Below are 25,225 nucleotides of genomic sequence, written 5' to 3' on the forward strand. Positions count from 1 at the left end.
GTAAGAGAGGCCCCTGCCGCAGCCCCCGCCCCCGCCCCATTACCATGGTGGCCATGCGCCCTCGCTCCTTACTCCTCTGTCTCTGCGCCCTGGCCCTGGTACTGGGCAGCACGGCGTGCACGGCGCCGCTGCCCTTGCGCGCGCGCCAGGCCCTGCTGCCGGCCGATATCCTGCTGCTGGGCGAGCAGCACGACGCCCCTGAACACCAGACGTGGGAGAAGGACACCGTGCAATGGCTGGCGCAGCGCGGCGAACTGGCGGCGCTGGTGCTGGAAATGGCCGAGCAAGGCCGCAGCACCCAGGCACTGGCGCCCGATGCCAGCGAAGCCGCAGTGCAAAAAGCGCTGTACTGGAACGACGCCGCTTGGCCCTGGGCCGCGTATGGGCCGGTGGCCATGGCCGCCGTGCGCGAGGGTGTGCCGGTGCTGGGCGGCAACCTGCCGCGCAAGCGGCTCAACGCCACCACGACCGATACCGCCCTGGACGCCCAATTGCCCGCCGCCGCCTGGCAGCGCCAGCAGCAGGCGGTGCGCGAAGGCCACTGCGATCTGTTGCCCGAAAAAATGCTGCCCGGCATGGTGCGCGTGCAGATTGCCCGCGACCTGCAGCTGGCGCACACCGCTGCCGCTGCCGTGCAACGCGGCAAGGTGGTGGTGGTGGTGGCCGGCGTCGGCCATGTCCAGCGCACCCTGGGGGTGCCGCTGTACCTGCCGAAGAATTTAGTGGCAAAAGTGGCTGTAGCCCAGGCAGGACAAGCGCTAGCCGCTATCGAAGAAGAAGCAGACTGGGTACACCAGACGCCCGCCCTGCCAGCGCACGACGCCTGCGCGCCGCTGCGCCAGCAGTGGCCGGGCGCAGCAGGCACCAAGCCCCAATAACCGCCCTCAGCGCCCGTCCACCGGCCTCACACCGGCGCCAGTTTTTGTGCCTGCAGCAGCACAGCAAACTCGGCTGCCGGCAGCGGGCGGCTGCGCAGATAGCCCTGGTAACTGTGGCAGCCACGCGCGCGCAAAAACGCCAGTTGTTCGGGCGTTTCCACCCCTTCGGCCAGCACCTCCAAGCCCATGCTTTGGCCCATGGCGATGATGGCGGCACTGATGGCCATGTCGTCCGCGCTTTGCGGAATTTCGCGGATGAAGCTCTGGTCGATTTTCAGTACGTCGATCGGAAAGCGCTTGAGGTGTGCCAGCGACGAATAGCCGGTACCAAAGTCATCCACCGCCAGGCGCAAACCCAGGTCACCCATGCGCCGCAGCACCTTGAGCGCCTCCTCGGGCTGCTCGGCCAGAGCACTTTCGGTGATCTCCAGCTCCAGCCGATTGGCCGGAAAACCCGTGGCCGACAGCACGCCGCTGACGCAGTCCACCAGATCGGTCAGGTGAAACTGGCGCGGCGAGACGTTGATGGCGATGGTCACCGGCGCCAGTCCGGCATCCAGCCAGAGCCGGCCCTGGCGGCAGGCGGTCTCCAGTACCCACTCGCCCAGCGGGCCAATGATCCCGGACGACTCGGCCACCGGAATGAAACGCACCGGCGAGATCCAGCCCTCTTGCGGATCGTGCCAGCGCAGCAGTGCCTCGGCGCCGACGATGCGGTCGCTGGCAATATCGACCTGCGGCTGGTAGTGCAGCGACAAATGGCCTTGCGCCATGGCCTGGCGCAGACGCGCCTCCAGCTCCAGCCGCTCACGCGCCGCCTGCGTCATCTCTTCATGGAAGAAGCACCAGGCGCCGCGCCCGCGCGCCTTGGCACCATACACCGCCGCGTGCGCGCCTTGCAGCAGTGCTTGGGCACTGGCAGCGTGCGTCGGGAACATGCAGATGCCGACGCTGGCACCAGCCACCACCTCAAAGCCATCGGGCGAACACCACGGCACCGCGACGGCAGCCAGCAGTTGGCGCGCCACGGCAGCGGCGCCCTCGGGGTGGCGCAAATGGCGCACCACCACCGCCATTTCATCGCCCGCCATGCGCCCGAGCAAATCGCCGGGGCGCAGCGCCGAATGCACCTGCAGCGCAATGTGCTTGAGCACTGCATCGCCGGCGGCATGGCCGTAGCTGTCGTTGACGTCCTTGAAGCGGTCCAGGTTGAGTTGCAGCACCGCCAGCATCTCGCCCGAGGCCGTCGCCTGCTGCACGGCGGCATCGAGCTGCTGAATAAACCAGGAGCGGTTGGACAGGCCAGTCAGCGGGTCGTTCTGCGCCAGCGCGTCCAGGCGTTTCTGCTGGGCTTTCTCTTCTGAAATGTCGCTGAACATGCACACGTAGTGCGTGACGGTCCCGGTCTCGTCACGTACCGCGCTCAGGGACATGTGCTCCGGAAAAATCTCGCCGTTTTTGCGCCGGTTCCAGATCTCACCCTGCCAGCGACCGGTGACGGCCATGGTGGCCCACATGGCGCTGTAGAACGCGATATCGTGGCGGCCGGACTTGAACAGGTTGGGCGTCTTGCCGAGCAATTCGCTCTCGGTGTAACCCAGCAGCCGCGTGACGGCGGCATTGGCCGACAGGATGCGGCTGTGCGCATCGGTCACCAGCACGCCTTCGGTGGTGTTATCGACTACGGTAGAGGCCAGGCGCTGGCGCTCTTGGGCGTCGCGCTCATCCGACATATCGGTGAGCACACCAGAAAAACGCTCGGTCTGGCCCTGCGCACCCAGCACGCACTGGCCGCGCGCCATGAACCAGCGGTACGTGCCGTCATAGCACAGCAGCCGCATGTTGTCGATCCAGAGCCCGCCCGACGCCATCGCGCGGCGCAAGCCAGCCACCACCGAGGCACGCTCGCTGTCATGCAGGCGAGCTTCAAAGCGAAAATCACGGCTTAGGTTGTCGCCGGTGTAGCGCAACATGCGCGCCATGCCGGGAGAAAAATCACACTGGCGCTGCAGCATGTCCCAATCCCACACCCCACTGCCACTGGCCTCCAGCGCCAGTTGCAAGCGCGTCTCGCTGCGCGCCAAGGCAGCGCGTGCGGCATGCAGCGGGCCGGTGTCTTGCAGCACGCAGAGCAAGTGCGCGGCTTCATCGGCCAGCGCCGGCACCAGCGTCACGGTGCACAGCACCGGTACGCGCCGGCCATCGCTGAGGCGGTGGCATTCGCGCTCGCCAACATAGTGGTCAATCTCGCCCGCCAGCAGGCGGTCAAGCTGCTGCACCGCCCAGTTGCGATCGGCAGCGCGCACCACCTCGCGAAAATTGAACCCCAGCACCTCCTCGGGATTCGTATCCAGCATCCGCAGCATCTGCTCGTTGGCCCACAAAAACTGTCCCGGAATGGTGATGCGCGCAATGCCGGCGGGGGCGTTGCGCAGCACATTCATGGTTTTTTTCTCGGCCAGCCGGCGAACGCCCTCGGCCCGCTGCGCGCGGCGCAGCAGCCACCAGGCCAGCGCCCCGGTGGACAGCACATACAGCCAGCCCTTCCATATTTGGTAGTGCTGCAAATGCTCTTTATCGACAGCCATATCGGCCAGCCAAGGCTCGCCCACCAGCACCCACAGCGCCCCAATGACCAGGTACGAGACCAAGCCAATCCACGGTCGCCAAAATGGGGGGCGGTTGTTTTTATCCATCGATGCGTTCATCTGTTCCTTCATGCGTCGGTCATGCTGCGACAATCTTGCCGCTATGACCCACGCCTATGTTCTGAACCTCTCTTGCCCCGACCAACTCGGGCTGGTACACGCTGTGTCGGGCTTTTTGCTCGAACACAGCGGCAACATCGAAGAAGCTGCGCAATACAACGACCCCGCGACCGGGTTGTTTTTCATGCGCGTGCAATTTGCCTGTGCACAAAGCCACACGGCCTTGTCTGAACACCTCACCACCTTTGCCCAGCCCTACCAAATGCGCTGGAACCTGAGCGCCACCGCGCAGCCTATGCCCACGGTAATTCTGGTCAGCCGCGAAGGTCATTGCCTCAACGACCTGCTGTTTCGCTGGAAGTCAGGCCTACTGCCGGTAGACATCCGCGCCATCATCAGCAACCACCGCGACTTCTACCAGCTGGCGGCCAGCTACAACGTCCCGTTTCACCACATTCCCGTCACTGCCGCCACCAAGGCCCAGGCGGAAGCACGCCAATACGACATCATCCAAGCCGAAGGCGCCGAGCTGGTGGTACTGGCGCGCTACATGCAGGTGCTGTCCAACGACCTGTGCACCAAACTGGCCGGCCGCGCCATCAATATCCACCACAGCTTTCTGCCCAGCTTCAAGGGCGCCAAGCCCTATTACCAGGCGCACGACCGGGGGGTGAAACTGATTGGCGCCACGGCGCACTACGTCACGGCCGATCTCGATGAAGGCCCGATTATCGAACAAGACGTTACACGTGCGGACCATAAAGACACCGTAGAAGCTCTAACTGCCCGTGGCCGCGACACCGAAAGTCAGGTGCTGGCGCGCGCCGTGAAGTGGCACAGCGAGCACCGGGTGCTGCTCAACGGCCACAAAACCGTCATCTTTCGCTAAACCAGGCCGGGGCTGTGGCCGCGCGCGTTTCCTCTACAGTCCCCACCATGACGTCCGCCCACCCTACCCCAGCTGCCGCCCCCATCGCCCCCTCGCCCAGCCGCGCCGCACGCCAGGCCGAGGTGGTGCAGGCGCTCTTGCAACACCTGCCGGCGCACGCGCTGTTGTGGCACAGCGAAGACACCACGCCCTACGAGTGCGACGGCCTGACCGCCTACCGCCAGCGCCCGCTGGTGGTGGCGCTGCCCGAGACCACCGAACAGGTGCAGGCGCTGCTGCAGGCCTGCCACCGCCTAGCCGTGCCGGTGGTGGCACGCGGTGCCGGCACCGGGCTGTCGGGCGGCGCCCTGCCGCACGCCCTGGGCGTGACGCTGTCGCTGGCCCGGTTCAACCAAATCCTGACAATGGACCCGCGCAGCCGCACCGCAGTGGTGCAGTGCGGTGTACGCAACCTGGCCATCAGCGAGGCGGCAGCGCCCTACGGCCTGTACTACGCGCCCGACCCCAGCAGCCAGATCGCCTGCACCATCGGCGGCAACGTGGCCGAAAACTCCGGCGGCGTGCACTGCCTGAAATACGGCCTGACCCTGCACAACGTGCTGCAGGTGCGGGGCTTTACTGCTGCGGGCGAAGCCGTCACTTTCGGCAGCACTGCGCTGGACGCGCCTGGCTACGACCTGCTGGCCGCTGTCGTCGGCAGCGAAGGCATGTTGGCGGTGGTGACCGAAGTCACCGTCAAACTCATCCCCCAGCCGCAACTGGCGCGCTGCATCATGGCCAGCTTTGACGACATGCGCAAAGCCGGCGACGCCGTGGCCAACGTGATTGCCGCCGGCATCATCCCGGCTGGGCTGGAGATGATGGACAAGCCGATGACGGCCGCCGTCGAAGACTTTGTCCACGCCGGCTACGACCTGAGCGCCGAGGCGATCCTGCTGTGCGAATCCGACGGCACGCCCGAAGAAGTGGAAGAAGAAATGGGCCGCATGAGCGCCGTACTGCGCGCTGCCGGCGCCACCGCCATTGCCGTGAGCCAGAACGAGGCCGAGCGCCTGCGCTTCTGGAGCGGGCGCAAAAACGCCTTTCCGGCCAGCGGGCGCATCAGTCCCGACTACATGTGCATGGATTCGACCATCCCGCGCAAGCGCCTGGCCGACATCCTGCTGGCCATCCAGGAGATGGAGAAAAAGTACCAACTGCGCTGCGCCAACGTGTTCCATGCCGGCGACGGCAACCTGCACCCGCTGATCCTGTTTGACGCCAACGACCCGGACCAGCTGCACCGCTGCGAATTGTTTGGCGCCGACATTCTGGAAACCAGCGTCGCCATGGGCGGCACCATCACCGGCGAACACGGCGTCGGCATCGAAAAACTCAGCAGCATGTGCGTGCAGTTCAGCGCAGAAGAAAACGCACAGATGCTGGCCCTCAAGGCGGCGTTTGACCCCGCCGGCCTGCTCAACCCGGGCAAGGTCATTCCGACGCTGCACCGCTGCGCCGAGTACGGAAAAATGCTGGTGCGCGGCGGGCAGATCAAGCACCCGGATTTGCCGCGCTTCTGAAGCCTAAGCCGGGCCTTCGGTCAGTTCGGCATACAGCTGCCGGTCGGTGGCGTAACAGCTACACGCTTGCGCCTCCAGCGCTGATCGGTTCTGCACGGTGATTGCACCCCGGTGGTATTTGATCAGGCCGCTCTTTTTGAACTCATTGGCGGCCACCGTGACGCCGACGCGGCGCACGCCAAGCATCAGCGCCATGGACTCCTGGGTGACGCGAAAGGTGTCCGCCTCCGCCCGGTCCTGGCTCATCAGCAGCCAGCGGGCCAGACGCTGACTGATCGCGTGAAAACGCTCGCAGGCCGAGGCCAGCGTCTGCTGGTGCAGCCGCACCAGCAGACTGGTCTGCATCACCTGGCGCAGCTTCGGGCTGACAAGGCATTCCCGCCGCAAGGTCTTGGCGTCGATACGATAGCTGTGGCCGGCCCCCTGCACCAGCGCACGCCACGGCGTCTTGGCCAGGCCCAGCACCAGCTCAGAACCAACCATGGATTCGCGCCCCACCATGCCCACCTCTAACGCCGGGTAGGTGTCCACATCAATCACCAGCGAAATAAAGCCCGACTGCGGGAAGTAGGCATGGCTCAGCGGCTTACCGCGCACACTCAATTCGGCGGAGAGCACCAGTTCAAACGGTTCGCACTGATCCAGCAGGCGCTTGCGCGTCGCCTTGGGCAGTTGCTGGATCAGCAGGTTTTCGGCTTGTACCATCAGGATGTCCTCACTGTTCGTTCAGAAACACCCAAAGGGGGGCGGCCTCTGGCAGCGCCCATACCCACGCGCATGAATCCACCACCCCCCCAGTATTGCAGTGCGCCGCAAGTTCTGACTGTCTGCCAGCGCACACCAGGGTCAGGGCTGGGGGCTCAGGGCCACGCCACATGCATCGCCCTATGGGCCCCTACAATGCCTTGCTGTAAGGCAGCAGGCGGTCGTATTCATCTTTCACCACCGCATAACACTCGCAGGTGCGCTCTTCCAGTCCAGCACGGTCGAGCACGCTAATGCGGCCACGGGCGTACCGGATCAGGCCGAGCTTTTGCAGCTTCAGCGCCGCTTCGGTCACGCCCTCGCGGCGTACGCCCAGCATGTTGGCAATCAATTCCTGCGTCATCACCAGCTCGTTGCCGCTCAGGCGATCCAGACTCAGCAGCAACCAGCGGCACAGCTGCTGATCCAGCGTATGGTGGCGGTTGCAGACGGCGGTTTGCGCTATCTGCGTCATGAGCGCCAGGGTGTAGCGCAACAACAGGTGCAGCACCGGGCCGGAGCGGGCAAATTCTTCCTTGATGTCGGCTTTGCGCAGGCGGTAGCCCTTGCCGGCACTCTGCACCACCGCGCGGTTCGGTGTGGTTTCGCCGCCCATGAAGAGCGCAATGCCCACCACGCCCTCGTTGCCGACCACCGCGATTTCGGCCGAATCACCGTTTTTCAGCACATACAACAGCGAGACGATGGCGTTGGTGGGGAAGTACACATGGCTCATCTTGCCGCCCGACTCATGCAATACCTGACCCAGCGGCAGATCCACCGCCTCCAGCAGGGGTGCGATGCGCTGCCATTCAGGCTCGGGAAGCGAAGCCAGCAAACTGTTGGCCGATGGATCTGGAGTAATACCCATGTGAATTTTTCAGACGGAGTCTGGTCTTGGACGTATGTGAGACTGACCCAGCATAGGCAGTTGGGTCGGTTTCATCTGTGCGCTAGCGCACAAAAGACGCCACCTTATACGATGGTTTCCCGAGATCAGCGCCTGGGTTAATGCGTTTCGAAATGCAACGATCCGTACGCTAGCGCACGGATAAAAACGCGTCCAGGGGCCATGCTTGTACCGACTTGGCCAAGGAAACTTTTGCCGCGATCGCGCGGTTGCACCAACAGGTGCCGCGCGCGCTCACCGAGCGCCAAATAATCAATGATGGGAAACCGCTATGTCTGACACAAAATTCCCCCTGCAAGAGAGCACATGCCTCACGGCTCTCAAAACCGCACTGGTGGCGGAGCAGCGGGTACTGGATCTGGCCCCCCATACCGCACGCGCGCGTACCGATACGCTGCTCGGCGCAACGCCGAGCGCAACCTGGCCCGCCAGCGTTTCAGGCGTCGCCATCTCCAGGGCACAAGCCTTGCTCTGACGCGTTCCTGGGGCGCAGTTCACCGATGCGCCGCACCGCCTGGCACGATGAGCAGCTGCAGGCAGGGAGGCTTGCGGTAAAACACGAAGCTGCCGTGCCGGTTCTTCTTGGCGCAATACATCGCTTCATCAGCTTTGGCCATCAGCGTCAAGGCATCCTCGCCGTCCTCGGGGTAAACGGCAATTCCCACACTGACCGAGATCACCAGTTCGCGACCCGCCACACAGACCGGCTCCGCCACGGCGGCGAGCATTTTGGTGGCGATCGCCGCCGCATCGCTGGCATGCGACAGTTCGGCCAGCAGCACCAGGAACTCGTCGCCCCCGTGCCGGCTGACGGTGTCGGAATCGCGCACACCCGATTCCAGGCGGCGCGCCACCAGTTGCAACACCTCGTCCCCGGCAAGGTGGCCGAGCTGGTCGTTGATCGACTTGAAGTCATCGAGGTCCACGAACAGCAGCGCCGTGCGCAGCCCATGGCGCCGCGCCATGCCGATCGCCTTGTCGAGACGGTCGGCCATCACGGCGCGGGTTGGCGTGCCAGTGAGCGCATCGCGCTGGCTGGTGCGCGTGAGCAGTTCGATTTGCAGGGCGTGGTCATCCGACAGGGCATCCGCGTCAAGCGCGGTCATCAGCAGCCGCTCGTTGGCCGCCAGCAGCAGCCCGGCATGCGCACTGTCGGCGCTGCGCGGTGGCTCGGACAACGCCCATGACGTCGGTAACGCCCGCTTCTGTGCTGTCAGCTCTGCGCGCAGCCGTTGATTTTCCAGGCGCAGCGCTCTCAGCAAGCGCGCCGTGGCTAGCGTCTGGGTGTTCCTTTTTCTAGGCATCACGCTCAACTTCAGCCAGCGCATCCATGTCCAGTCGCTGCCCCGGGCGGCCCGAGAGCAATCCTTCCTGCAAGGGAAGCATGTCGCCGAGGTGGATGCCGTTGTCATCAATCTTGAACAGGCGCAGAGCGTTGGAGTGCGCGCTGGCACGGACCTTGACCACCGCCATCACACGTTGCAGGCGGCTCTCTACCTCCACGTAGCGCTGCACGATGATGGCATCGGTCAGAAAGGCGGTGTCGTAGGGGCTGAAGCTCAGCTCGCTGAAGCGATCCTCCAGTTCCGAAATCATCAACACCGTGACGCCGGTACTCGCCAGCGCCCACAACATGCGCGACAGGGATTCGCGAAAGCCCTCGCGAAAGGTGGGCGCCAGCGCGAGTTCGAAGCCCGACAGCGAATCGATCACGACGCGGCTGGCTTTGAGCCGGTGGATCTCGGCGACCAGCAGGGAGGCGATCTCATCGACGGAAAGATCGGGGGCGCTGGTATCGATCATGCCAATGCGATCGCTGGCAATCAGGCCTGCCACCACCGGACCGCGCGCATTCGCCGCGCGCTGCTCGAACGCGGCGATCACCCCGGTTTCGCCCAGGCGCGCGCCTTCCAGCAAGAAGGCCGACGCCAGCAGACTCTTGCCCGAGCCGGAAGGCCCCGAGACCAGCAGCGAATAGCCGCGCGGCAGGCCGCCGCCCATCATCGCGTCCAGCCCGGGGACACCTGTCCCCAGCCGTGTGCCTGGTGATGCCGCCAACCCGACGTCCGCCGCAAAGGCCGGCACCAGGGCGGAGGGCGCAAACATGCGGATACCGCTGTTACTCATGCGAAAGGTGTGCAACCCCGGCAAGGTGGGTTGGCCGCGCATCTTCATGACCTCCATCTTGCGCACAATCGAGTTGCCCAGCACGCTCTGGCGCAGCCAGATCACCCCGTCAGCGATCGTGAAAACAGGGTTGTGTTCGGTTTCGGATGGGTGCTCTCCCAGCAGGAACGTGGTGGCCTGCCAACTCGTCATCAGCACGCCGAGGTTCTGGATGAAGCGCTGCACGCCCTCATAAGAAGCATCACCGCCCTGGCCCGCCAGCAGCACCGAGCGGAACGAATCGATGAAGACCAAGCCCGGGCCGCTGGCCTCGACCTCCTTGACGATGCGCTGGAGCACCGAGTCGAGGACGCCGGAGGCGGTGTCGTCTGCCAGGTTGACGAAACGAATGCATTGGTTGAGCTTGTCGAAATCGAAGAATTTGAACTGCTGCTGGTAGCGCAGCATCTTGATGGGGGGCTCACCGAGCCCCGTGAAATACAGCGCCGGACGCTCCGGGCTCGCCAGCGCAAACATGATCTGGTGCGCCAGCGTGGTCTTGCCACTGCCGGGCTGTCCGGCAATGAGATTGAACGAAAATTCCGGCAGCCCGCCGCCAAGGACTTCGTCCAGGCCCGGGACGCCGGTCTGTAGTTGATGGATGATCGCTCTGTCGTGGGTCATGAAGGGTCGCCCTGTGTGGGGGTGTGGAGGGTGGGACGCAGCCAGACCGGCTGGAGCAGCTTCTGCGAAAGTGCTTCGCCGAGGAGTCTGGCCAATAGGTCGCAAAAGGTTTTCAGCAGCCAGCCATGGGCGGCCAGCACCAGGGACGGCTCGCGTTGTGCCAGAACTGCGCGCAACACATCAAAGTCGCTGGCCGAAGTGGCACCGGGGTGCACTTCCTCCAGCCACGGGTATTGGGCCCGAGCAAGATGCAGGCTGCGCCTGAAAAGAGCGGACACACCCTGCTGGCCAAAAACAGGCGACAAAACCCTGGCGACACGCTGCCAGGTCGTGACAGCCAGATCGGCCAAGTGGCCGGCATCCACACCCTCGTCCACCAGCCGTGCCAGATGGACTTGCATGCCTTCCAGCCCGATGCGCGTGACCAGCGCGCTGATGCGCCGCTCACCCGCCAAGAAGGGTTGAATTTCTTGCGGACTGCGTATATGGGAAATCAGGTCAGCCACGCCGCACAGTAAACACCACGATGGCGCTCGTCCGTGCGATTGCGCACACAAGGCTGGTAACTATTTGCGCGGCACTTCTTGCTCTACCACCCCCTTTCTCTATACACGGACAAACACATGGAACCTTTGTCCGCCGCGTTCGTTGACACTGGCAACGACCATGCGCGCCCTCCAACCTCTCGAAGAAGACGAATGCATCGCCCGCGCACAGCGGGGCGATATGGCGGCGTTTTCAGAGTTGGTGGCGCGCTACCAGGACCGCATTTATCGCTTTTTGGTGCGATTGACGCGCTCGCCCGACGATGCACTGGAGCTGACCCAGGAAACCTTCTTGAGCGCCTACCAAGCACTGGCACGCTGGCGGCCCGAAGCGCGCTTTACCACTTGGTTGTTTCGCATTGCACGCAACCAAGCCTTTGACTGGCTGCGGCGCAACAAGCGGGTCGAGTTTGTCGCTTTGGGGGACGAACAGGATGTCGGGTTTGCCGACCCCGCACCCACACCGGATGTGACGCTGGAAAGCGTGCAGCGGTTGCGCCACCTCGAACGCGCGCTGGCGCGGCTGCCCCCCGAACACCGCGAAATCCTGCTGCTGCGGGAAATCGAGGCAATGTCTTACGAAGACATCGCTGAGGTGCTCGACATTCGCCTCGGTACCGTGAAATCACGCATCGCCCGTGCCCGTGCTGGGCTGCTAGAAAAAATGCCGCGTTGATAGGAGGAAACCCCATGACTTGCCCCCGACACGATGAACTGTCCGCCTATACCGATCAGGCGATGAAGCCGGGCGAACGCGCCCGCTTTCAGCAGCACTTGCAGACTTGCCCGCGCTGCCAGCAGCAACTTGCAGATTTGCAGGCACTGCAACAAAGCCTGCGCGCCTTGCCGTCACCCACCTTGGGTTTCGACCTGGCCTCCCGTCTGGAAGATCGGCTGCAGCGCCCGCCACCACAACCACAGCGCCGCTGGTCGGCGCTGTGGGGCGGGGGCGGCTGGATGCCCACCGGGCTGACCGCCGGTTTGGCGCTGGTTTCGGGCGTTTGGCTTGGCGGCCTGCTGCTCGGTGGCGGCACCACGGCGGTCACTCGCCCCGTCACCATGGTGCGCGTATTCGACCCGGTGCCACCGGGCGGACTGTGCGCCGCCGTCGAAATTTGCCGCCTGTCGAAAGGAAGGCCATGAGCCGCACCGTCTGGATCCGCTACCTGCTGGTCGCCTCCTTGGCTTTGAATCTGGGCATCATCACCGCCCTCGCCATGCGCCCAGCACCACCCCGACCGGCAGATATGGCCGCGCAGCCGGCCCACCTAAATTTGCAGGACTACCTGCAACTGACCGCCGAACAGCGCACCCAATGGCAGCAGCTGGAGCCGAAATTTCTACAGGCATTGACCACCAACTGGCAAGACATCCAACAGCGTCGCGAGGCCTTGGTGCGGCATATTTTTGCCGCCACGCCAGACCGTGCCGCTATCGATGCCGAACAAGCGGCGATTGCCGGCCTGCAAGGCGCACAACAACAGCGCGTGATTGCACAGTTGCTGGCCGAGCGTCAGCTACTGGACGACTCACAGCGCCAGCGCCTGATGGACTTGCTGCTGAGCCGCTACGCCCAAGAAACCACAGAAGAAGAGCTGCTGCACCGCGATTGATTGCGCGGGCAAAAACCAACGCAAAAAAACAGGGAACATTTCAAGCGACGGTTCGTTGAAGACAACAAGGCCGCCGCAACCAAGCGGCCCTCAACTCGTTCAACCTCTACTGGAGTCGTTTCATGCAATCACCCCTTGCCCTGCTGCTGGCCTTGGCCCTGTCCTCCCCCTTGGCCGCACTGGCCGCTGCCGACGCCCATGGCCACAGCCAAGCTGCCCCCCACAAGTTGGAGCTCAACGCCGGCAAGAAGTGGGGCACCGACGACGCGCTGCGCCAAGCCATGTCAACCATCCACACCTCGGTCCAGCAGACGCTGCCAGCAGCCCATTCAGGCAAGGCGACCGTCGCCGACTACGACGCCTTCGGCAAGGGCGTCACGGCGCAAATTACCTACATCGTAGAAAACTGCAAACTCGACCCAAAGGCTGATGAACAGCTGCACATCATCGTGGCGAACCTGATGAACGGCGCGGAAGCCGCCGAGGGTAAGCACGGCGAGCAGAAACGCGCGGCGGGTGTAGTGGAAGTCGCCCAGGCCGCGAATGCCTACGGCAAGCACTTCGACCATGCCGGCTGGAAATCCATCAAGCTGCCGCATTAAGGGACAAAGGTTGGGGTGGAGCGAAACCGCCCCAGCCCCATCTCCACCAGTCCGTGTGGACGGCGCAGCAGAAACAGCACTTCCAGCCCCATCCGCTGCGCTAGTCCCAAGCCTTCGCCGGGGCCGGCCACCAACAGCGCGGTGGCCCAGGCGTCGGCGTGCATACAACTGCGCGCCAGCACCGTGACCGAGGCCACGCCGTTGTTGACTGGCGCAGCGCGGCGGGCGTCCATGCTGTGCGCCAAGCGCGCATCACCCACTTTCAGATAACGCCGGTAATCGCCCGAGGTGGCCACGGCCACATCCTGCAGTTCGATGACCCCATGCACCGCGCGCTGCCCCGATTGCGGTGACTCCAGCGCCACCGCCCAAGGCGCACCACTGGCTTGACTGCCCACGGCGCGCAGCTCACCATCGAGCGCCAGCAGCGCATGGCGCACACCGTGCTGCTGCAATACGGTTGCCATGCGGTCTACCGCGTAACCCTTGGCAATGCCGCACAGGTCCAGTTGCACAGGGTGGTGCTTGCGGGCACGGCCACCGGGAAGGTCAAGTTCCAAGCATTCAGATGTCGTGCGCGGCACAGCGTGGCGCGCGGTGTGGATAGCCGCCGCATCCGGCGCATCACGCAGCGCACCAAAGCCCCAGGCATCGACCAGCGCGCCGACACCCGGATCAAACGCGCCCGCGCTCAGGCGGTGAATCTCCAGCGCGCAGGCCAGCACCTCCAGTATTTCAGCGGGCAAATCCACCCTAGCGTCCACCGGCGCGCAGTTCAGGCGCATCAGGTCGCTGTCGGACTTCCACGGTGACATTTGCTGATCCACCTGCGCCACCGCAGCGGCAAGCGCTTGCTGCAGGGCCACCACATCCATGTTGGCGTCAGCGTCCACACTGGCAGACCAGCGCGTGCCCATGGTCGGGCCATGCAGGGTCGTGCGCTGGCCAGATACGGCGGGCGCAGCGGCTTCAGAAAACGTCTTCGGCATAGCGCTCCTTGGCTTTCAGCTGCGACACGCTTAAGCACAGCGGCGCAAGGAGGGTATCCAGCGTTTCAGCCACGTCGTGCGCCATGGCGCGGCTGCCGCAGACGCGCACGATGGCCCCCTGCGCCAACAGGTCGCGCACACGCTCGGCGTCGCGGCGCAAGGCGTCCTGCACATAACCACCACCGTCGGGCACGCGCGAGAACGCTGTCTGCACCTTGGCCAAGCGTCCTTCGCCTAGCCATTGCTGGATTTCGGTGCCAAAGTAGAAATCCTGCGCCGGATCGCGTCCACCAAAGTACAGGTGCATGGGGGTGTGCTTATCGTTGCGACGAATGAATCCAGCCAGCGGCGCCACGCCGGTGCCAGCCCCGATCAGCAGTACCGGCCGGCGCGTGCGTGGCAGCGCAAAACCGGGGTTGGAGCGGATAAAGGCCGCCATGGAGTGGCCCGGCTGCAAGCCCAGCAGGTGCGTCGAGCACAGGCCGCCGGGCATCTGGCGCACGCAGATTTCTAGAAAACCGTCTGCCCAGCCCGACGCCAGCGAGTAGAAGCGCGGCACGGCCGATCCCGGCGGCACGATGCCGACCAAGTCGCCCGCCGCAAAGTGCGCCAGACCGTGCCTGCCGCCGTCTTGGGCGGGCCACGCAAAGCGCAGGATGGCGGTGGGCTCTCCGGTGCTCCCTGGGTAGTCCTGGCGCGCCACCAGCGTGAGCGCGGTGGTGGGCGGCATGCGCGGCACATAGTCCAGCACCACGGGCTCGCCCAACGCCTGCGCCAGCGTCCTGCCCCAACGTGCAAACTGCTGGCTCGACTGCTGGTGGATGCATTCCAGCGGCAACAGCGCAGGCCAACCCTGTGCCCGCAGCGTGGTCTCCAGCGCCTCGGCAAAAGCGCAGAAGGCCGGAAACTGCCGGTCGCCAAAGCCCAGCACCGTCACCGGTACCGCGCTGGCGCTGAGTTGGGCGATGCGCTCCAGCGCATGGCTAGCGTGGGCCGGGGCTTGGCCTTCACCATAGGTGGCGGCCAGCACAAACACCTGTCGCGTAGTGGCCGTGGTCTGAAACTGCTCCAGCGCCCCGGTGTAGACACGGTGGCCGTTGTGGCCCAGCGCGTCGTGCAGCGCTTGGGCAAAGCCCCAGGTACTACCGCCTTCACTGGCAACAAAAATCAGCACGTCGGCCTGCGCCAGCGGGCTGTTGCCGGTGATGTGCGGCGCTTGGCCGCGGGTCTGCCACCAAATGGTGACGCCCGACAGCCAAAACAGCAGCACGCTGGCACCCACCAGCGCCAGCACCACGGCCCAGGGCCAAGCCGCTTCGCCGGTGTGCAGCACCCGCGCCCAGTCGTACACGCGCTGCGCCAAGGTGGCATCTTGCCAAGCCAGCGTCTGCCCCGAGTAGCGGTTGATCCAGCCCTCGCCTTGGCTGGTGGCAACTTTCCAAGTATCTTCAGGGTCTGTCGCGTCGGGAAAATTTAGCTTGTGCAAGTCCTGTGCGGACAAGTTTTGCAACAAAATCAACTGCGCAGCGGGCAGGGCAGGCAAGGCGGTCTGATTGGCGGCCACCACCGAAACCACCTCCGGTTCGGTTCCAGCGTCCAGCGCCACCAACCCCAAGGTGGTCGCGCTCATATACAGCGCCGTGATCGAGGTCAGGCACAACAGCGCCAACACCACCCGGCCCGTGACTACGTGGATGCGCTGCGCCAGCGACCCACGTACCCGCGCCGCCAGCCGGCTCCAGCCGCCCATGCGGCGCAGCAGCAAGACCAAAGCCGAGACGCAGATCAAAGCCATCGCCAGCGCAATGCCCGCCGCCGCCCAACGACCGGCGTCGTCCAACAGCAGTGAGCGGTGCAGATTCTTCACCCAGCGCGGCAGCGCCGAGGGCTGCCAAGCGCCCAGCACTTGGCCGTTGGCCGGGTCGACGTAAGACGCCTTCGCTTGGTCGCCATCGAAGCTGAACACCACGATGGCACCTGAGGGCAGGTGGCGGATTTCCTCGACAGTTGGCACGGTGCGTGTCACGCGCTCCACCAGCGTGGCGACCGACAGACCGCCCGGCGCGGCAGGGGCCTGCCACGCCTGCTGCACCGGGTCGAATGCCAAGATAGCGCCGCTGATGCCCAGCACCAAGGCCAAAGTGCCCAGCGTCAGACCCAGCCAGCGGTGGATTGCTTTCCAGCCCATGCGTGTGTCCTTTATGGCAGTTGGAAGGTCAGCGACTGGAGGTATTGCTTGCCAGCCTGTGGCTTACCAGCGTTGCCGGTGGTCAGCGGTACGCGGATTTCCGACGGGCTGTCACGCATATCTTCCACCGCGGCATCGAGGCGAATTTCGTAGCCAGCGTCAATCAGTGCATCGGCAATGTCGGCGGTCACCTTGAGCGTGCGTCCCGCGCCGACGCTGGCACCGGTCACGCCGGTCAGGCGCTTGGCGTCACCGCTGGAAAGCCGGTTCCAGTCCGACAGGTGCTTGTAGTACTTGGCCTTGCCGCCGGCCACCCACAGCGTGCCGGCATAGGCACCCTTGGCATCGGTGAGGTACGCGGCCACATAAGCGCCGTTGCCGCTGTAGCTTTTGAGTGGGATGCTCAAAGTGACTTGGCGGCTGTGCGCCAGTGCAGGAACGGCCAGCACGCAAGCGGCGGCCAGAGTGGTCAAAAGGGGTTTGGACATGGTGATGCTCCAGTGTGTGGGGAGAAAATTACTCCACCTGACCGCGCGGTGCGGTGCCAGGGGTGAACAGGGGCGCTGGCGCAGCGGCGCCGCTCGGTGGCTGCGGCGCAGCGTGCTCGCGATCCCGATCCCGGTCGCGCTCTTTGGAACGCTCGCGGTCGCGTTGCTTCATCTTCAACACCTTCAAGGTTTCCGGGTCGATCTTGGCTTTGAAGGCGCGGCCTTGGGCATCGGTGCCGCGAATCTCGTAGCAGCCGTCATCGATCTTCAGCCGCTGGATTTGCCAGCCCTCGCGGGCCGCCATTTGCCGCACCGCCTCGCGGGACTGCCAATGCTCCATCGGTGCCTTGCAATCGTCATCGGCAAAGGTCGGCAAAGTGGCCAGGCCCAGTGACAAAGCCAGCAAGCCACGGCGCAGGCAAGGAAGGTGATTCATGGAAGGCTCCTTTTCAAAACATTAACGCATGACAAACGACTCGCGGTGCAAGCGCCAGCGGCTGGGACCGCGGGCGTGCTGGTGCAGCGCATCGCCCAGACCTTGCGGGCCGCAAAACCAAATATCCAGCGGGGCGGAACCGACTTGCAAATCCTGCGGCTGTAGGCGCTGGCCTTGGGCACCGCAATGCACCGTCAGCTGCACCGGCGGCTGTGCCTGCGCGCACAAATCCTGCAAGCGCGCCATCAGTGGATCGCGCTGGGCATGGGGCGTGCAGTAGTGCATATGTACCGGGGCAGCATCGCGATCAGCCGGGACTATGCCCGGCTGGCGCGCTTCTAGCAGTGCCAAAAACGGCGTCACACCGACACCAGCCGCGACCCACACCTGCTGGCGGCGGCGGGAGCCCTCGCCGTCAAAACGGCCATAGGGCCCTTCAATATCCACGCGCTGACCGGCGCGCAGTTGCCGCTGCAAAGTACGGGTGTAGTCGCCCAGCGGCTTGATGACCAAGCGCAGCAGTTGTTCGCCCTCAGGACTGTTACCCAGCGCATTCGGCGCACTGGCAATGGTGAACGGGTGGGCGCCTTCGGCCGCATCAAAACGCACAAAGGCGAACTGACCGGCACGGTGGCCGCGCCAGCTCGGTGGCATGGCGCAAATCACCTCGATAGGTGCGCCGGCCTCCACACCGGTTGCCACATCCCCCAGCACCGTGATCGAGTGAATCCGCGCCGCATGGCTGCGCAAACGCCCGACCCAGCCCGCCAACGACCACAGTGCAGCCAAACTGCCCAGTGCCAGCAGCGGTGCCATGATCACGCCCAGCGGCAATGCCCAGAAGGTCAGCGGCATCAGCGCCACCGCATGGAATGCCAGCGCCAAAAACAGCAGCGGCATGGCGCGGTGCAGCAAGCGCCAGTGCTTGTAGGGCAGCAAACGTGCAATCAGCGTCAGCACCACCATGGCGATCAGCAGATAAAAGGCCCACTCGCCCAAGTCTTTGGCAAAACCCCGAGCATCCGTCAGCCACGGGATAACCGCGTCGTGCTCAGGTTTGCCAGCACGGCCCCAGAAGGACTTGATCAAACCGCTAGATTCTTTCGCGCCCCAGTGGGCGATAGCGGTCAAGGCAGCCGCGATACCCGTCCATTTGTGCAGGCGATACACCTGATCCATGCCACCCATCAAGCGGTCTAGCAGCGGCAGGCGCAGGGCCAGCAGCATGATCAGCGCCATCAGGCTGATGCTCCACAGCCCGCTCACATAAATCGTGTGCTGGCGCAACTGCCACCAGCCCAAGGCAGCGCCTTGCGCGTTGACCAGTGGCGACACGCCCATCTCCGCCGGCGCGACGGCCATCCATGCCAGGGTAATGCCCAGCAGCCAAATTCCTAGTGCAACTTTGATACGCATGAGGTCAGGCCTTTTCTTTTTCGTTCCTTCCATTGTGGAAGATTCACCTTGAACGAATGCTGAAAGTCGCGTTCATCTTCTGTTCATCAGCCCAACACCAAAAAATAACCCGCCGAAGCGGGTAGTTGTTTAATGGTTTATTTCGTTATCTCGTCGATATCTTTGACAGAGAGTTGCAGCGGCGTGTGCGCATCGGACACGAACGAGTGCATCAGCACACCCTTGACCGTCACGCGCTTACCGGCGTATTGGCCTAAACCAGCGCCCTTCAAGGTGTAGAGGGTGATTTCCGCCTGATTTTCTACGGCACTTTCATACGAGTTTTTTCCAGCCGCCATACAAATAGGCTGGTCCAACTTCAAGAACGTGTGCTTTTCTTGTGGATTGCGGTGCGTCACACCCTCTTTTGGGAGCTCCGTGGGCGCCTTGAGCACAACCTCTCCTTGGAGCTGAATTTGCACATAGTTGTAGTCATAACAGGCGGCAACCGCATTCACAGAAAACGCAGAAAGGGAAACCAACGCCAAGCTCAAGAGGGAGTTTTTCATTTAGTAATTCAGAATATGATTAATTATAGATAAATGTATTAATATAAAAACAATTCACTATTATTGCTCTCGCAAATAATTAATCATCATACAGAATATCCGAAAAAACACTTCAGATCAAATACACCCATCAATATGGCCATATCACCGTTCATGCTGCATTCATGAAATATCAGCTAGATATTCATTTGATGATAAATTACTGAGTGGGCATGGGATGCTTACCACCCCCTCTGTGACAGGACACAAGCCAGCAGACCAGAGACAATCCCCTGCTACGTATTTTTCACCGCCCCTGCCATGACCTCCGATTCCTGCTCCGCCCTCCTCCAATCCGGCAACGCCCTCGTGGCCCAGGCACAGGCCGTGGCCACGCACGACTTTGCAGCAGCGCGGGCGCTGTGGCGTGCGGCAGGAGCGCTGTTCCTGCGCGCACACGCAGTGGATCCTGAACACCACACGGCGGCCCTGCGCCTGGGCCAGGCCTGGATGGCCGAAGCCCATGCGCTGCAAAAAGAGGACTCGGAAGATGCCGTGGCACTGTGGCGCCAAGCGGCAGCGCAGTGCGAAGCGGCCTTTGCGCTGGACCCGCAACATGCCGCTACGGCCATGCAGGTGGCCAGTGCCTATGCCTGGGCGCAAGACGCCGAGGCTGCGCAGGCCTGGGCGCAGATCGGCCGGCACTTGGCCCAGCAGCCAACGGCGGACTCCGCGGATGACGCTGAAACGCCCGAGACTGCGGCCGACTGAGCGCCCCGGCGCTGCCCGCGCCTTCAGCGGCCCAGCATCCGCACCAGCGCCGCCAGTTCGCCCAAGTGCGACACGGCAAACAGCACCAGCCCGATCAGGCCGCCGACCATGGTGCCGTTGATGCGGATGTACTGCAAGTCCTTGCCAATGTTCAGCTCAATCAGCGCCGCCATGTCGGCGGCGTCCCAGCGCTGCACGGTGTCCTGGATGTGCTGTGCGACAAACTGCGACACCTCCGGCGCCAGTCCCTGTACCCAGCACTCCAGGCGCGCGTTCAGCGCCTGGCGCAGCGCGGCGTCCTGCGCCAGCGCCTGGCCCAGCCACTGGCCCATGGCGCGCACGTTGCGCGCCACGGCCGAATGTTCGTTGCCCAAGTCGCGCTGCAGCGCGGCGCGCATGCCGCGCCACAGTTCCTGCACGTACTGGCCCAGCGTGGCATCGGTCTGCAAATAACGGCGCACTTCGTCGGCCTTTTGCGCCCACACCGGGTCGTGCTGCAGGCGCGCAATCAGGTGCTGCACCGCCTCGTCAAATTTGGTGCGCAACTGGTGCTGCGGGTTGCTGGCCACGTCGGCCAGCAAGCTCTCCAACGCGTGCGCCAGCATGGCCGCGCCCTTGTCGCCCAGCCAGTCGGTGGGCAGCATCTTTTCTTTCAGCGGGTGCTCTTTTTTCAGCCACTGCACGATGGTGTGGGCGATCAGCGTGCGCGTGTCCGGCACCTGCAGGGTCTCGATCAGCTTGGCCAGGGCCTCGTCCAGCAACGCTTGGTGGCGGCCGTTGTGCGTCAGCGCGCCCAGCACCGTGGCCATGGCCTGCGACAGGTCGATACGCCCAATCAGCGCGCGCGCGCCCTTGACGATGAGGTGCTCGACCTGCCGGTCTTGCACCATGTCCAGCGCCGCCGCCAGCATCCGCGCCACCTGCTGGCCCAGCAGGCGGGCGTGCTCGGGCACCACCAGCCACTGCGCCAGTTGCGCCACCACGTCGTGGCGGCGGATCAGCGCCACCAGCGATTCGTCGTCGAGAAACTTGTCGCGCACAAAGCGCGCCAGGTTTTCACCAATCCGGTCCTTGTTGCGCGGAATGATGGCGGTGTGCCGGGCAATGAACGGAATCGGCACACGCCGAAACAGCGCGCGCACGGCAAACCAGTCGGCCAGCGCGCCGACCATGGCCGCCTCGGCCATGGCCTTGAGGCAGTCCATGCCCAGGCTGCGCGGCGCCCAACTGGTCAGGGCAAATACCAGCGTCACGCCCAATAGCAAAGCCAGGGCCAGTCGTTTGGCGCGCAGTAGCGCGGCGGCTTGGTCGGACATGCGGGCGGCCCTTCGGGTGGCTGCGCAGCGCGTGCCTGCACGCAACCTACGCTATGGAAAAAATAGCTTATAGCGCTTGTGCAGTCTGCATTTCAGCCTCTATTGCATCGCAAATGCACAGACCACCAGCGCCATGTGCTATCAAAATAAAATCTGCAGCAGGCGCCTACGGGTTTTACTGGCCTTTGATGCCCAGCAATTCGACTTCAAAGTTCAGCGTGGCGTTGGGTGGAATCACGCCGCCGGCGCCACGTGCGCCGTAGGCAATGCCCGGTGGGCAGGTCAGCTTGGCCTTGCCGCCGACCTTCATTTTCTGCACCCCTTCGGTCCAACAGGGAATTACGCCGTTGAGCGGAAACTCGATCGGCTGGCCGCGCTTGAGCGAACTGTCAAATTCCTTGCCCGACTCGGGGAAGGTGCCGCGGTAGTGCACACGCACCGTGTCGCTGGCCTTGGGTGCAGCGCCGGTGCCGTCTTTGAGGCTTTGGTAGATCAGGCCGCTGGCGGTGGTAACCGCCGCTGCGGGTGCGACCGCTGCCGGGGTGGCGGCGGGTACGGCCGGCGCTGGCGACGACGCGCAGGCGCTGGTGAAGGCGGCGACCGACAGCGCGGCGGCCAAAGTGCTCAGCACGGAAGAAAAACGGGTCATGAAAAAACTCCAAAAATGCAAAAATTCCCGGAGGTTGGGTTAGCCCAAAGGGCGTAACCCAACAAGCGCGGGCGCGGTGACAAAAAAGCGGCGGAAGCGCTGGAAACGTCGGGTTACGCTGCGCTAACCCGACCTACGCCTGCGGGCCGATGGCCTCCAGCGCAGCCGCCAATTGGCCAACGGTACGCTCGATGTGGTGCCACTTCTCCAGCCCGAACAGACCGATGCGAAAGGTCTTGAAGTCGACGCCCTCATCGCACTGCAGTGGCACGCCCGAAGCCGTTTGCAAGCCGACCTCGAGAAACTTCTTGCCGCTCTGGATGGCCGGGTCGGTGGTGTAGCTGACCACCACGCCGGGCGCCTGAAAGCCCTCGGCCGCCACGCTCGGAAAACCGTGCGACTGCAGCAGCGCGCGCACCTGCGTGCCCAGCGCCAGCTGCTCGTCACGCACTTTGGCAAAGCCATAGGCGCGCGTCTCCAGCATCACATCGCGCAGGCGCACCAGGGCGTCGGTGGGCAAGGTGGTGTGGTAGGCGTGCTGGCCTTTTTCGTAGCCTTCGGCAATCTGCATCCACTTTTTCAGGTCACAGGCAAAGCTGCTGCTGCCGGTGGACTCAATGGCTTGGCGCGCACGTTCGCTCAGCATCACCATGGCGCAGCAGGGCGAGCTGCTCCAGCCCTTTTGCGGCGCCGAAATCAGCACATCGACGCCGGTGGCGCGCATATCCACCCACAGCGCGCCCGAGGCGATGCAGTCGAGCACAAACAGCGCGCCGACTTCGTGCGCGGCGGCACTCACGGCGCTCAAATAATCGTCGGGCAGCAAGATGCCGCTGGCGGTTTCGACGTGCGGGGCAAACACCACCTTGGGTTTTTCGGCGCGGATGGCGGCGACCACTTCATCGATCGGGCACGGTGCCCAGGGCGCTTGCGCACCGCTGCCTTGCGGCCGGGCCTTGCAGACCACGGCGGTGCCGCCCAGGCCCAGGCTGCCGGCGTCAAAAATCTGGCTCCAGCGGTAGCTGAACCAGCCGTTGCGCACGATCAGCACCCGTTCGTTATTGGCAAATTGGCGCGCCACGGCTTCCATGCCAAAGGTGCCACTGCCGGGCACCAGCACGGCGGTGTGGGCGCCGTAGACCTCTTTCAGCGTGCCCAATATGTCCTGCATCACGCCGACAAAGCGCTGGGACATGTGGTTGAGCGCGCGGTCGGTGTAGACCACTGAAAACTCCAGCAAACCATCGGGATCGATATCGGGCAAAAGTCCGGGCATGAAGGCTCTCCGTGAAAAGGTGGGGGATCAAGAATCAGCTTAGCACGCAGACTGCGCGCGACAACGCCCTCAGCGGCCACCAAAAATACCGGTGCCGACGCGCACCAGGGTGCTGCCGGCGGCAATGGCAGCGTCCAGGTCGGCGGTCATGCCCAGCGACAGGGTGTCAAACTGCTCCAGCCCCGGCGCACCCGCTGTGCCAGCGGCTTTGATTTGGTCAAAAACGGCTCTAGCCTTGGTATGGAGTGCGTATTGCGCTTCGTATTCGATAGCAGGCTCAGGGATGCTCATCAGGCCGCGCAGACACAAGCGGGGCAGCATGGCGACGGCTCGGGCCAATGCCAGCGCCTGCTCGGGCGCCACGCCGGCCTTGGTGCTGCCGCCATCTACATTGATCTGCAGGCAGACCTGCAGCGGCGCCCGCTGGGCCGGGCGCTGGTCGGACAGGCGCTGGGCGATCTTCAGGCGATCGACGCTGTGCACCCAGTCAAAGTGCTCGGCCACCGAACGCGTCTTGTTGCTTTGCAGCGGACCGATGCAGTGCCACTGCAGGCCCGGCAGATCGCGCAGGACGGCCATTTTGTCCAGCGCCTCTTGCACATAGTTTTCGCCAAAGGCGCGCTGGCCCGCAGCGGCGGCCTCGCGTACGGCATCAAAGCCAAAGGTCTTGGAGACGGCCAGCAGCGACACGCTGGCCACGTCGCGCCCGGCGCGCGCGCAGGCGAGCGCCATACGGCGCTGCACCTGGGCAAGGTTGTAAATAATCGTTGTCATAATGAGCTGCAAGCGTACCAAACCAGAGAAAAATCCGTGGACATTACCCAGTTGCTGGCCTTCAGCGTAAAAAACAAAGCGTCCGACTTGCACTTGTCTGCGGGGCTGCCACCGATGATCCGAGTGCACGGTGATGTGCGCCGCATCAACGTCGAGCCGCTGGACCATAAAACCGTCCACGCTATGGTCTACGACATCATGAGCGACTCCCAGCGCAAGGCTTATGAAGAGTTTCTGGAGGTCGATTTCTCGTTTGAAATTGAAGGGCTGGCACGCTTTCGGGTCAACGCCTTCAACCAGAACCGGGGCGCCGCCGCCGTGCTGCGTACCATTCCCAGCAAAATTTTGACGCTGGAGCAGCTCAACGCGCCCAAGATTTTTGGTGAACTGGCCCTCAAACCCCGCGGCATGGTGCTGGTCACCGGCCCCACCGGCTCGGGCAAATCGACCACGTTGGCTGCCATGGTCAACTACCTCAACGAGACCGAATACGGCCACATCCTGACGGTGGAAGACCCGATCGAGTTCGTCCACGAGTCCAAAAAATGCCTGATCAACCAGCGCGAGGTCGGGCCGATGACGCTGTCGTTTTCCGCCGCGCTCAAGTCTGCGCTGCGCGAAGACCCGGACGCGATTCTGGTGGGTGAAATGCGCGACCTCGAAACCATCCGCCTGGCCATGACCGCCGCCGAAACCGGTCACCTGGTGTTTGGCACGCTGCACACGTCGAGTGCCGCCAAGACCATCGACCGGATCATTGACGTGTTTCCGGCCGAAGAAAAAGAAATGATCCGCGCCATGTTGTCCGAGTCGCTGCAGGCGGTCATTTCGCAGTCGCTGTGCAAACTCAAAGACGGCTCGGGGCGCGTCGCGGCGCACGAAATCATGCTCGGCACCAGCGCCATCCGCAACCTGATCCGCGAGGCCAAGGTGGCACAGATGTATTCGACCATCCAGACCAGCAGCAGCGTCGGCATGCAAACCCTCGACCAGAACCTGACCGACCTGGTGCGGCGCAACCTGATCAGCCCGGCCGAGGCGCGCAGCAAGGCCAAGATTCCCGACAACTTCCCCGGCTGATGGCACGACACACCATGGCACCCTTTTTGTGATGACCCCCGCAACTGGCTGCTGGCAGGCAGCCCACTGGAGCA

At 63.8% G+C, this 25,225-nt stretch carries 26 protein-coding genes; 10 read left to right on the forward strand and 16 right to left on the reverse strand.

Going from position 1 to position 25,225, the window contains the following annotated elements:
* The first annotated feature begins 53 nt into the window (after nucleotides 1–53).
* Nucleotides 54–878: a ChaN family lipoprotein gene (locus Q390_RS0112465; RefSeq protein WP_027996362.1), complete on the forward strand. Its 825-nt coding sequence runs from the start codon at nucleotides 54–56 to the stop codon at nucleotides 876–878.
* A gap of 26 nt (nucleotides 879–904) precedes the next feature.
* Here Q390_RS0112465 and Q390_RS0112470 read toward each other — a convergent pair whose 3' ends face one another.
* Nucleotides 905–3,598 (reverse strand): sensor domain-containing protein, encoded by a 2,694-nt coding sequence (locus tag Q390_RS0112470; protein ID WP_245606915.1) that lies wholly within the window; start codon nucleotides 3,596–3,598, stop codon nucleotides 905–907.
* 31 nt (nucleotides 3,599–3,629) lie between these two features.
* Between Q390_RS0112470 and purU the strand changes: the two genes are divergently transcribed.
* Both purU and Q390_RS0112480 read left to right on the forward strand, forming a co-directional pair.
* Nucleotides 3,630–4,475, forward strand: a complete 846-nt coding sequence (purU, locus tag Q390_RS0112475) for a formyltetrahydrofolate deformylase (RefSeq protein ID WP_027996364.1) — start codon at nucleotides 3,630–3,632, stop codon at nucleotides 4,473–4,475.
* Nucleotides 4,476–4,522: 47 nt separating this feature from the next.
* Nucleotides 4,523–6,037: an FAD-linked oxidase C-terminal domain-containing protein gene (locus Q390_RS0112480; RefSeq protein WP_051603219.1), complete on the forward strand. Its 1,515-nt coding sequence runs from the start codon at nucleotides 4,523–4,525 to the stop codon at nucleotides 6,035–6,037.
* Nucleotides 6,038–6,040: 3 nt separating this feature from the next.
* Here the strand turns inward: Q390_RS0112480 and Q390_RS0112485 are convergent, their stop codons facing one another.
* Nucleotides 6,041–6,742, reverse strand: coding sequence for a Crp/Fnr family transcriptional regulator (locus Q390_RS0112485; protein WP_027996366.1), 702 nt, complete (start codon nucleotides 6,740–6,742; stop codon nucleotides 6,041–6,043).
* 190 nt (nucleotides 6,743–6,932) lie between these two features.
* The gene (locus Q390_RS0112490; protein ID WP_027996367.1) at nucleotides 6,933–7,652 is read right to left on the reverse strand and encodes a Crp/Fnr family transcriptional regulator; all 720 of its coding nucleotides are present in this window, start codon (nucleotides 7,650–7,652) and stop codon (nucleotides 6,933–6,935) included.
* 310 nt (nucleotides 7,653–7,962) lie between these two features.
* On the opposite strand from Q390_RS0112490, the gene Q390_RS19960 reads away from it, so the two are divergent.
* Nucleotides 7,963–8,166 (forward strand): hypothetical protein, encoded by a 204-nt coding sequence (locus Q390_RS19960; RefSeq protein WP_156949897.1) that lies wholly within the window; start codon nucleotides 7,963–7,965, stop codon nucleotides 8,164–8,166.
* Nucleotides 8,167–8,185: 19 nt separating this feature from the next.
* Here the strand turns inward: Q390_RS19960 and Q390_RS19180 are convergent, their stop codons facing one another.
* Genes Q390_RS19180 through Q390_RS0112505 form a run of 3 tightly spaced genes read right to left on the reverse strand, consistent with a single transcriptional unit; the run spans nucleotide 8,186 to nucleotide 10,987 of the window.
* On the reverse strand, nucleotides 8,186–9,019 hold the full coding sequence (locus Q390_RS19180; RefSeq protein WP_027996368.1) for a GGDEF domain-containing protein: 834 nt from the start codon (nucleotides 9,017–9,019) through the stop codon (nucleotides 8,186–8,188).
* Nucleotides 8,988–10,481: an ATPase domain-containing protein gene (locus tag Q390_RS0112500; RefSeq protein ID WP_027996369.1), complete on the reverse strand. Its 1,494-nt coding sequence runs from the start codon at nucleotides 10,479–10,481 to the stop codon at nucleotides 8,988–8,990. Before Q390_RS0112500 ends, Q390_RS19180 begins: the two co-directional genes overlap by 32 nt.
* Nucleotides 10,478–10,987 carry a hypothetical protein gene (locus tag Q390_RS0112505; RefSeq protein WP_156949898.1) on the reverse strand — a complete coding sequence of 170 codons (510 nt, stop codon included), beginning with the start codon at nucleotides 10,985–10,987 and terminating at the stop codon, nucleotides 10,478–10,480. The genes Q390_RS0112500 and Q390_RS0112505 overlap by 4 nt, the downstream gene beginning before the upstream one ends.
* A 160-nt stretch (nucleotides 10,988–11,147) precedes the next feature.
* Here Q390_RS0112505 and Q390_RS0112510 point away from each other — a divergent pair, with 160 nt between their 5' ends.
* The 4 genes from Q390_RS0112510 to Q390_RS0112525 all read left to right on the forward strand — a co-directional run bounded on the left by Q390_RS0112510 (nucleotide 11,148) and on the right by Q390_RS0112525 (nucleotide 13,241).
* A complete protein-coding gene (locus Q390_RS0112510) occupies nucleotides 11,148–11,702 on the forward strand; it encodes a sigma-70 family RNA polymerase sigma factor (protein ID WP_027996371.1) in 555 nt (184 codons plus the stop codon).
* A 14-nt stretch (nucleotides 11,703–11,716) separates the two neighbouring features.
* Nucleotides 11,717–12,169: an anti-sigma factor gene (locus Q390_RS0112515; RefSeq protein WP_027996372.1), complete on the forward strand. Its 453-nt coding sequence runs from the start codon at nucleotides 11,717–11,719 to the stop codon at nucleotides 12,167–12,169.
* Nucleotides 12,166–12,639: a Spy/CpxP family protein refolding chaperone gene (locus Q390_RS0112520; RefSeq protein ID WP_027996373.1), complete on the forward strand. Its 474-nt coding sequence runs from the start codon at nucleotides 12,166–12,168 to the stop codon at nucleotides 12,637–12,639. Before Q390_RS0112515 ends, Q390_RS0112520 begins: the two co-directional genes overlap by 4 nt.
* A gap of 122 nt (nucleotides 12,640–12,761) precedes the next feature.
* The gene (locus Q390_RS0112525) at nucleotides 12,762–13,241 is read left to right on the forward strand and encodes a hypothetical protein (RefSeq protein WP_027996374.1); all 480 of its coding nucleotides are present in this window, start codon (nucleotides 12,762–12,764) and stop codon (nucleotides 13,239–13,241) included.
* Here Q390_RS0112525 and Q390_RS0112530 read toward each other — a convergent pair.
* From Q390_RS0112530 to Q390_RS0112555, 6 genes are all read right to left on the reverse strand, one after another.
* On the reverse strand, nucleotides 13,238–14,230 hold the full coding sequence (locus tag Q390_RS0112530) for an FAD:protein FMN transferase (protein WP_027996375.1): 993 nt from the start codon (nucleotides 14,228–14,230) through the stop codon (nucleotides 13,238–13,240). The genes Q390_RS0112525 and Q390_RS0112530 overlap by 4 nt on opposite strands.
* Nucleotides 14,211–16,418: a PepSY domain-containing protein gene (locus Q390_RS0112535; RefSeq protein WP_027996376.1), complete on the reverse strand. Its 2,208-nt coding sequence runs from the start codon at nucleotides 16,416–16,418 to the stop codon at nucleotides 14,211–14,213. The genes Q390_RS0112530 and Q390_RS0112535 overlap by 20 nt, the downstream gene beginning before the upstream one ends.
* 11 nt (nucleotides 16,419–16,429) lie before the next feature.
* Nucleotides 16,430–16,906, reverse strand: coding sequence for a DUF2271 domain-containing protein (locus tag Q390_RS0112540; RefSeq protein ID WP_027996377.1), 477 nt, complete (start codon nucleotides 16,904–16,906; stop codon nucleotides 16,430–16,432).
* A 28-nt stretch (nucleotides 16,907–16,934) separates the two neighbouring features.
* On the reverse strand, nucleotides 16,935–17,342 hold the full coding sequence (locus Q390_RS0112545) for a PepSY domain-containing protein (RefSeq protein WP_027996378.1): 408 nt from the start codon (nucleotides 17,340–17,342) through the stop codon (nucleotides 16,935–16,937).
* Between the two features lie 21 nt (nucleotides 17,343–17,363).
* Nucleotides 17,364–18,758 (reverse strand): ferredoxin reductase family protein, encoded by a 1,395-nt coding sequence (locus Q390_RS0112550; protein WP_027996379.1) that lies wholly within the window; start codon nucleotides 18,756–18,758, stop codon nucleotides 17,364–17,366.
* Between the two features lie 137 nt (nucleotides 18,759–18,895).
* Nucleotides 18,896–19,306 carry a DUF4431 domain-containing protein gene (locus tag Q390_RS0112555; protein WP_027996380.1) on the reverse strand — a complete coding sequence of 137 codons (411 nt, stop codon included), beginning with the start codon at nucleotides 19,304–19,306 and terminating at the stop codon, nucleotides 18,896–18,898.
* 300 nt (nucleotides 19,307–19,606) lie between these two features.
* Between Q390_RS0112555 and Q390_RS0112560 the strand changes: the two genes are divergently transcribed.
* The gene (locus Q390_RS0112560; protein WP_027996381.1) at nucleotides 19,607–20,056 is read left to right on the forward strand and encodes a hypothetical protein; all 450 of its coding nucleotides are present in this window, start codon (nucleotides 19,607–19,609) and stop codon (nucleotides 20,054–20,056) included.
* A 23-nt stretch (nucleotides 20,057–20,079) separates the two neighbouring features.
* Here Q390_RS0112560 and Q390_RS18420 read toward each other — a convergent pair whose 3' ends face one another.
* The 4 genes from Q390_RS18420 to Q390_RS0112580 form a co-directional block, all read right to left on the reverse strand.
* Nucleotides 20,080–21,372 carry a DUF445 domain-containing protein gene (locus Q390_RS18420; protein WP_051603220.1) on the reverse strand — a complete coding sequence of 431 codons (1,293 nt, stop codon included), beginning with the start codon at nucleotides 21,370–21,372 and terminating at the stop codon, nucleotides 20,080–20,082.
* A 175-nt stretch (nucleotides 21,373–21,547) separates the two neighbouring features.
* The gene (locus Q390_RS0112570) at nucleotides 21,548–22,021 is read right to left on the reverse strand and encodes an FKBP-type peptidyl-prolyl cis-trans isomerase (RefSeq protein WP_037472940.1); all 474 of its coding nucleotides are present in this window, start codon (nucleotides 22,019–22,021) and stop codon (nucleotides 21,548–21,550) included.
* A 133-nt stretch (nucleotides 22,022–22,154) separates the two neighbouring features.
* A complete protein-coding gene (locus Q390_RS0112575) occupies nucleotides 22,155–23,297 on the reverse strand; it encodes an aminotransferase class V-fold PLP-dependent enzyme (protein WP_027996383.1) in 1,143 nt (380 codons plus the stop codon).
* 69 nt (nucleotides 23,298–23,366) lie between these two features.
* The gene (locus Q390_RS0112580; RefSeq protein ID WP_027996384.1) at nucleotides 23,367–24,071 is read right to left on the reverse strand and encodes a YggS family pyridoxal phosphate-dependent enzyme; all 705 of its coding nucleotides are present in this window, start codon (nucleotides 24,069–24,071) and stop codon (nucleotides 23,367–23,369) included.
* A gap of 36 nt (nucleotides 24,072–24,107) precedes the next feature.
* Here Q390_RS0112580 and Q390_RS0112585 point away from each other — a divergent pair, with 36 nt between their 5' ends.
* Nucleotides 24,108–25,151, forward strand: a complete 1,044-nt coding sequence (locus tag Q390_RS0112585) for a type IV pilus twitching motility protein PilT (protein WP_027996385.1) — start codon at nucleotides 24,108–24,110, stop codon at nucleotides 25,149–25,151.
* The last annotated feature ends 74 nt before the right edge of the window (nucleotides 25,152–25,225 follow it).

The organism is Simplicispira psychrophila DSM 11588, from assembly GCF_000688255.1.
Classification (GTDB): domain Bacteria; phylum Pseudomonadota; class Gammaproteobacteria; order Burkholderiales; family Burkholderiaceae_C; genus Simplicispira; species Simplicispira psychrophila.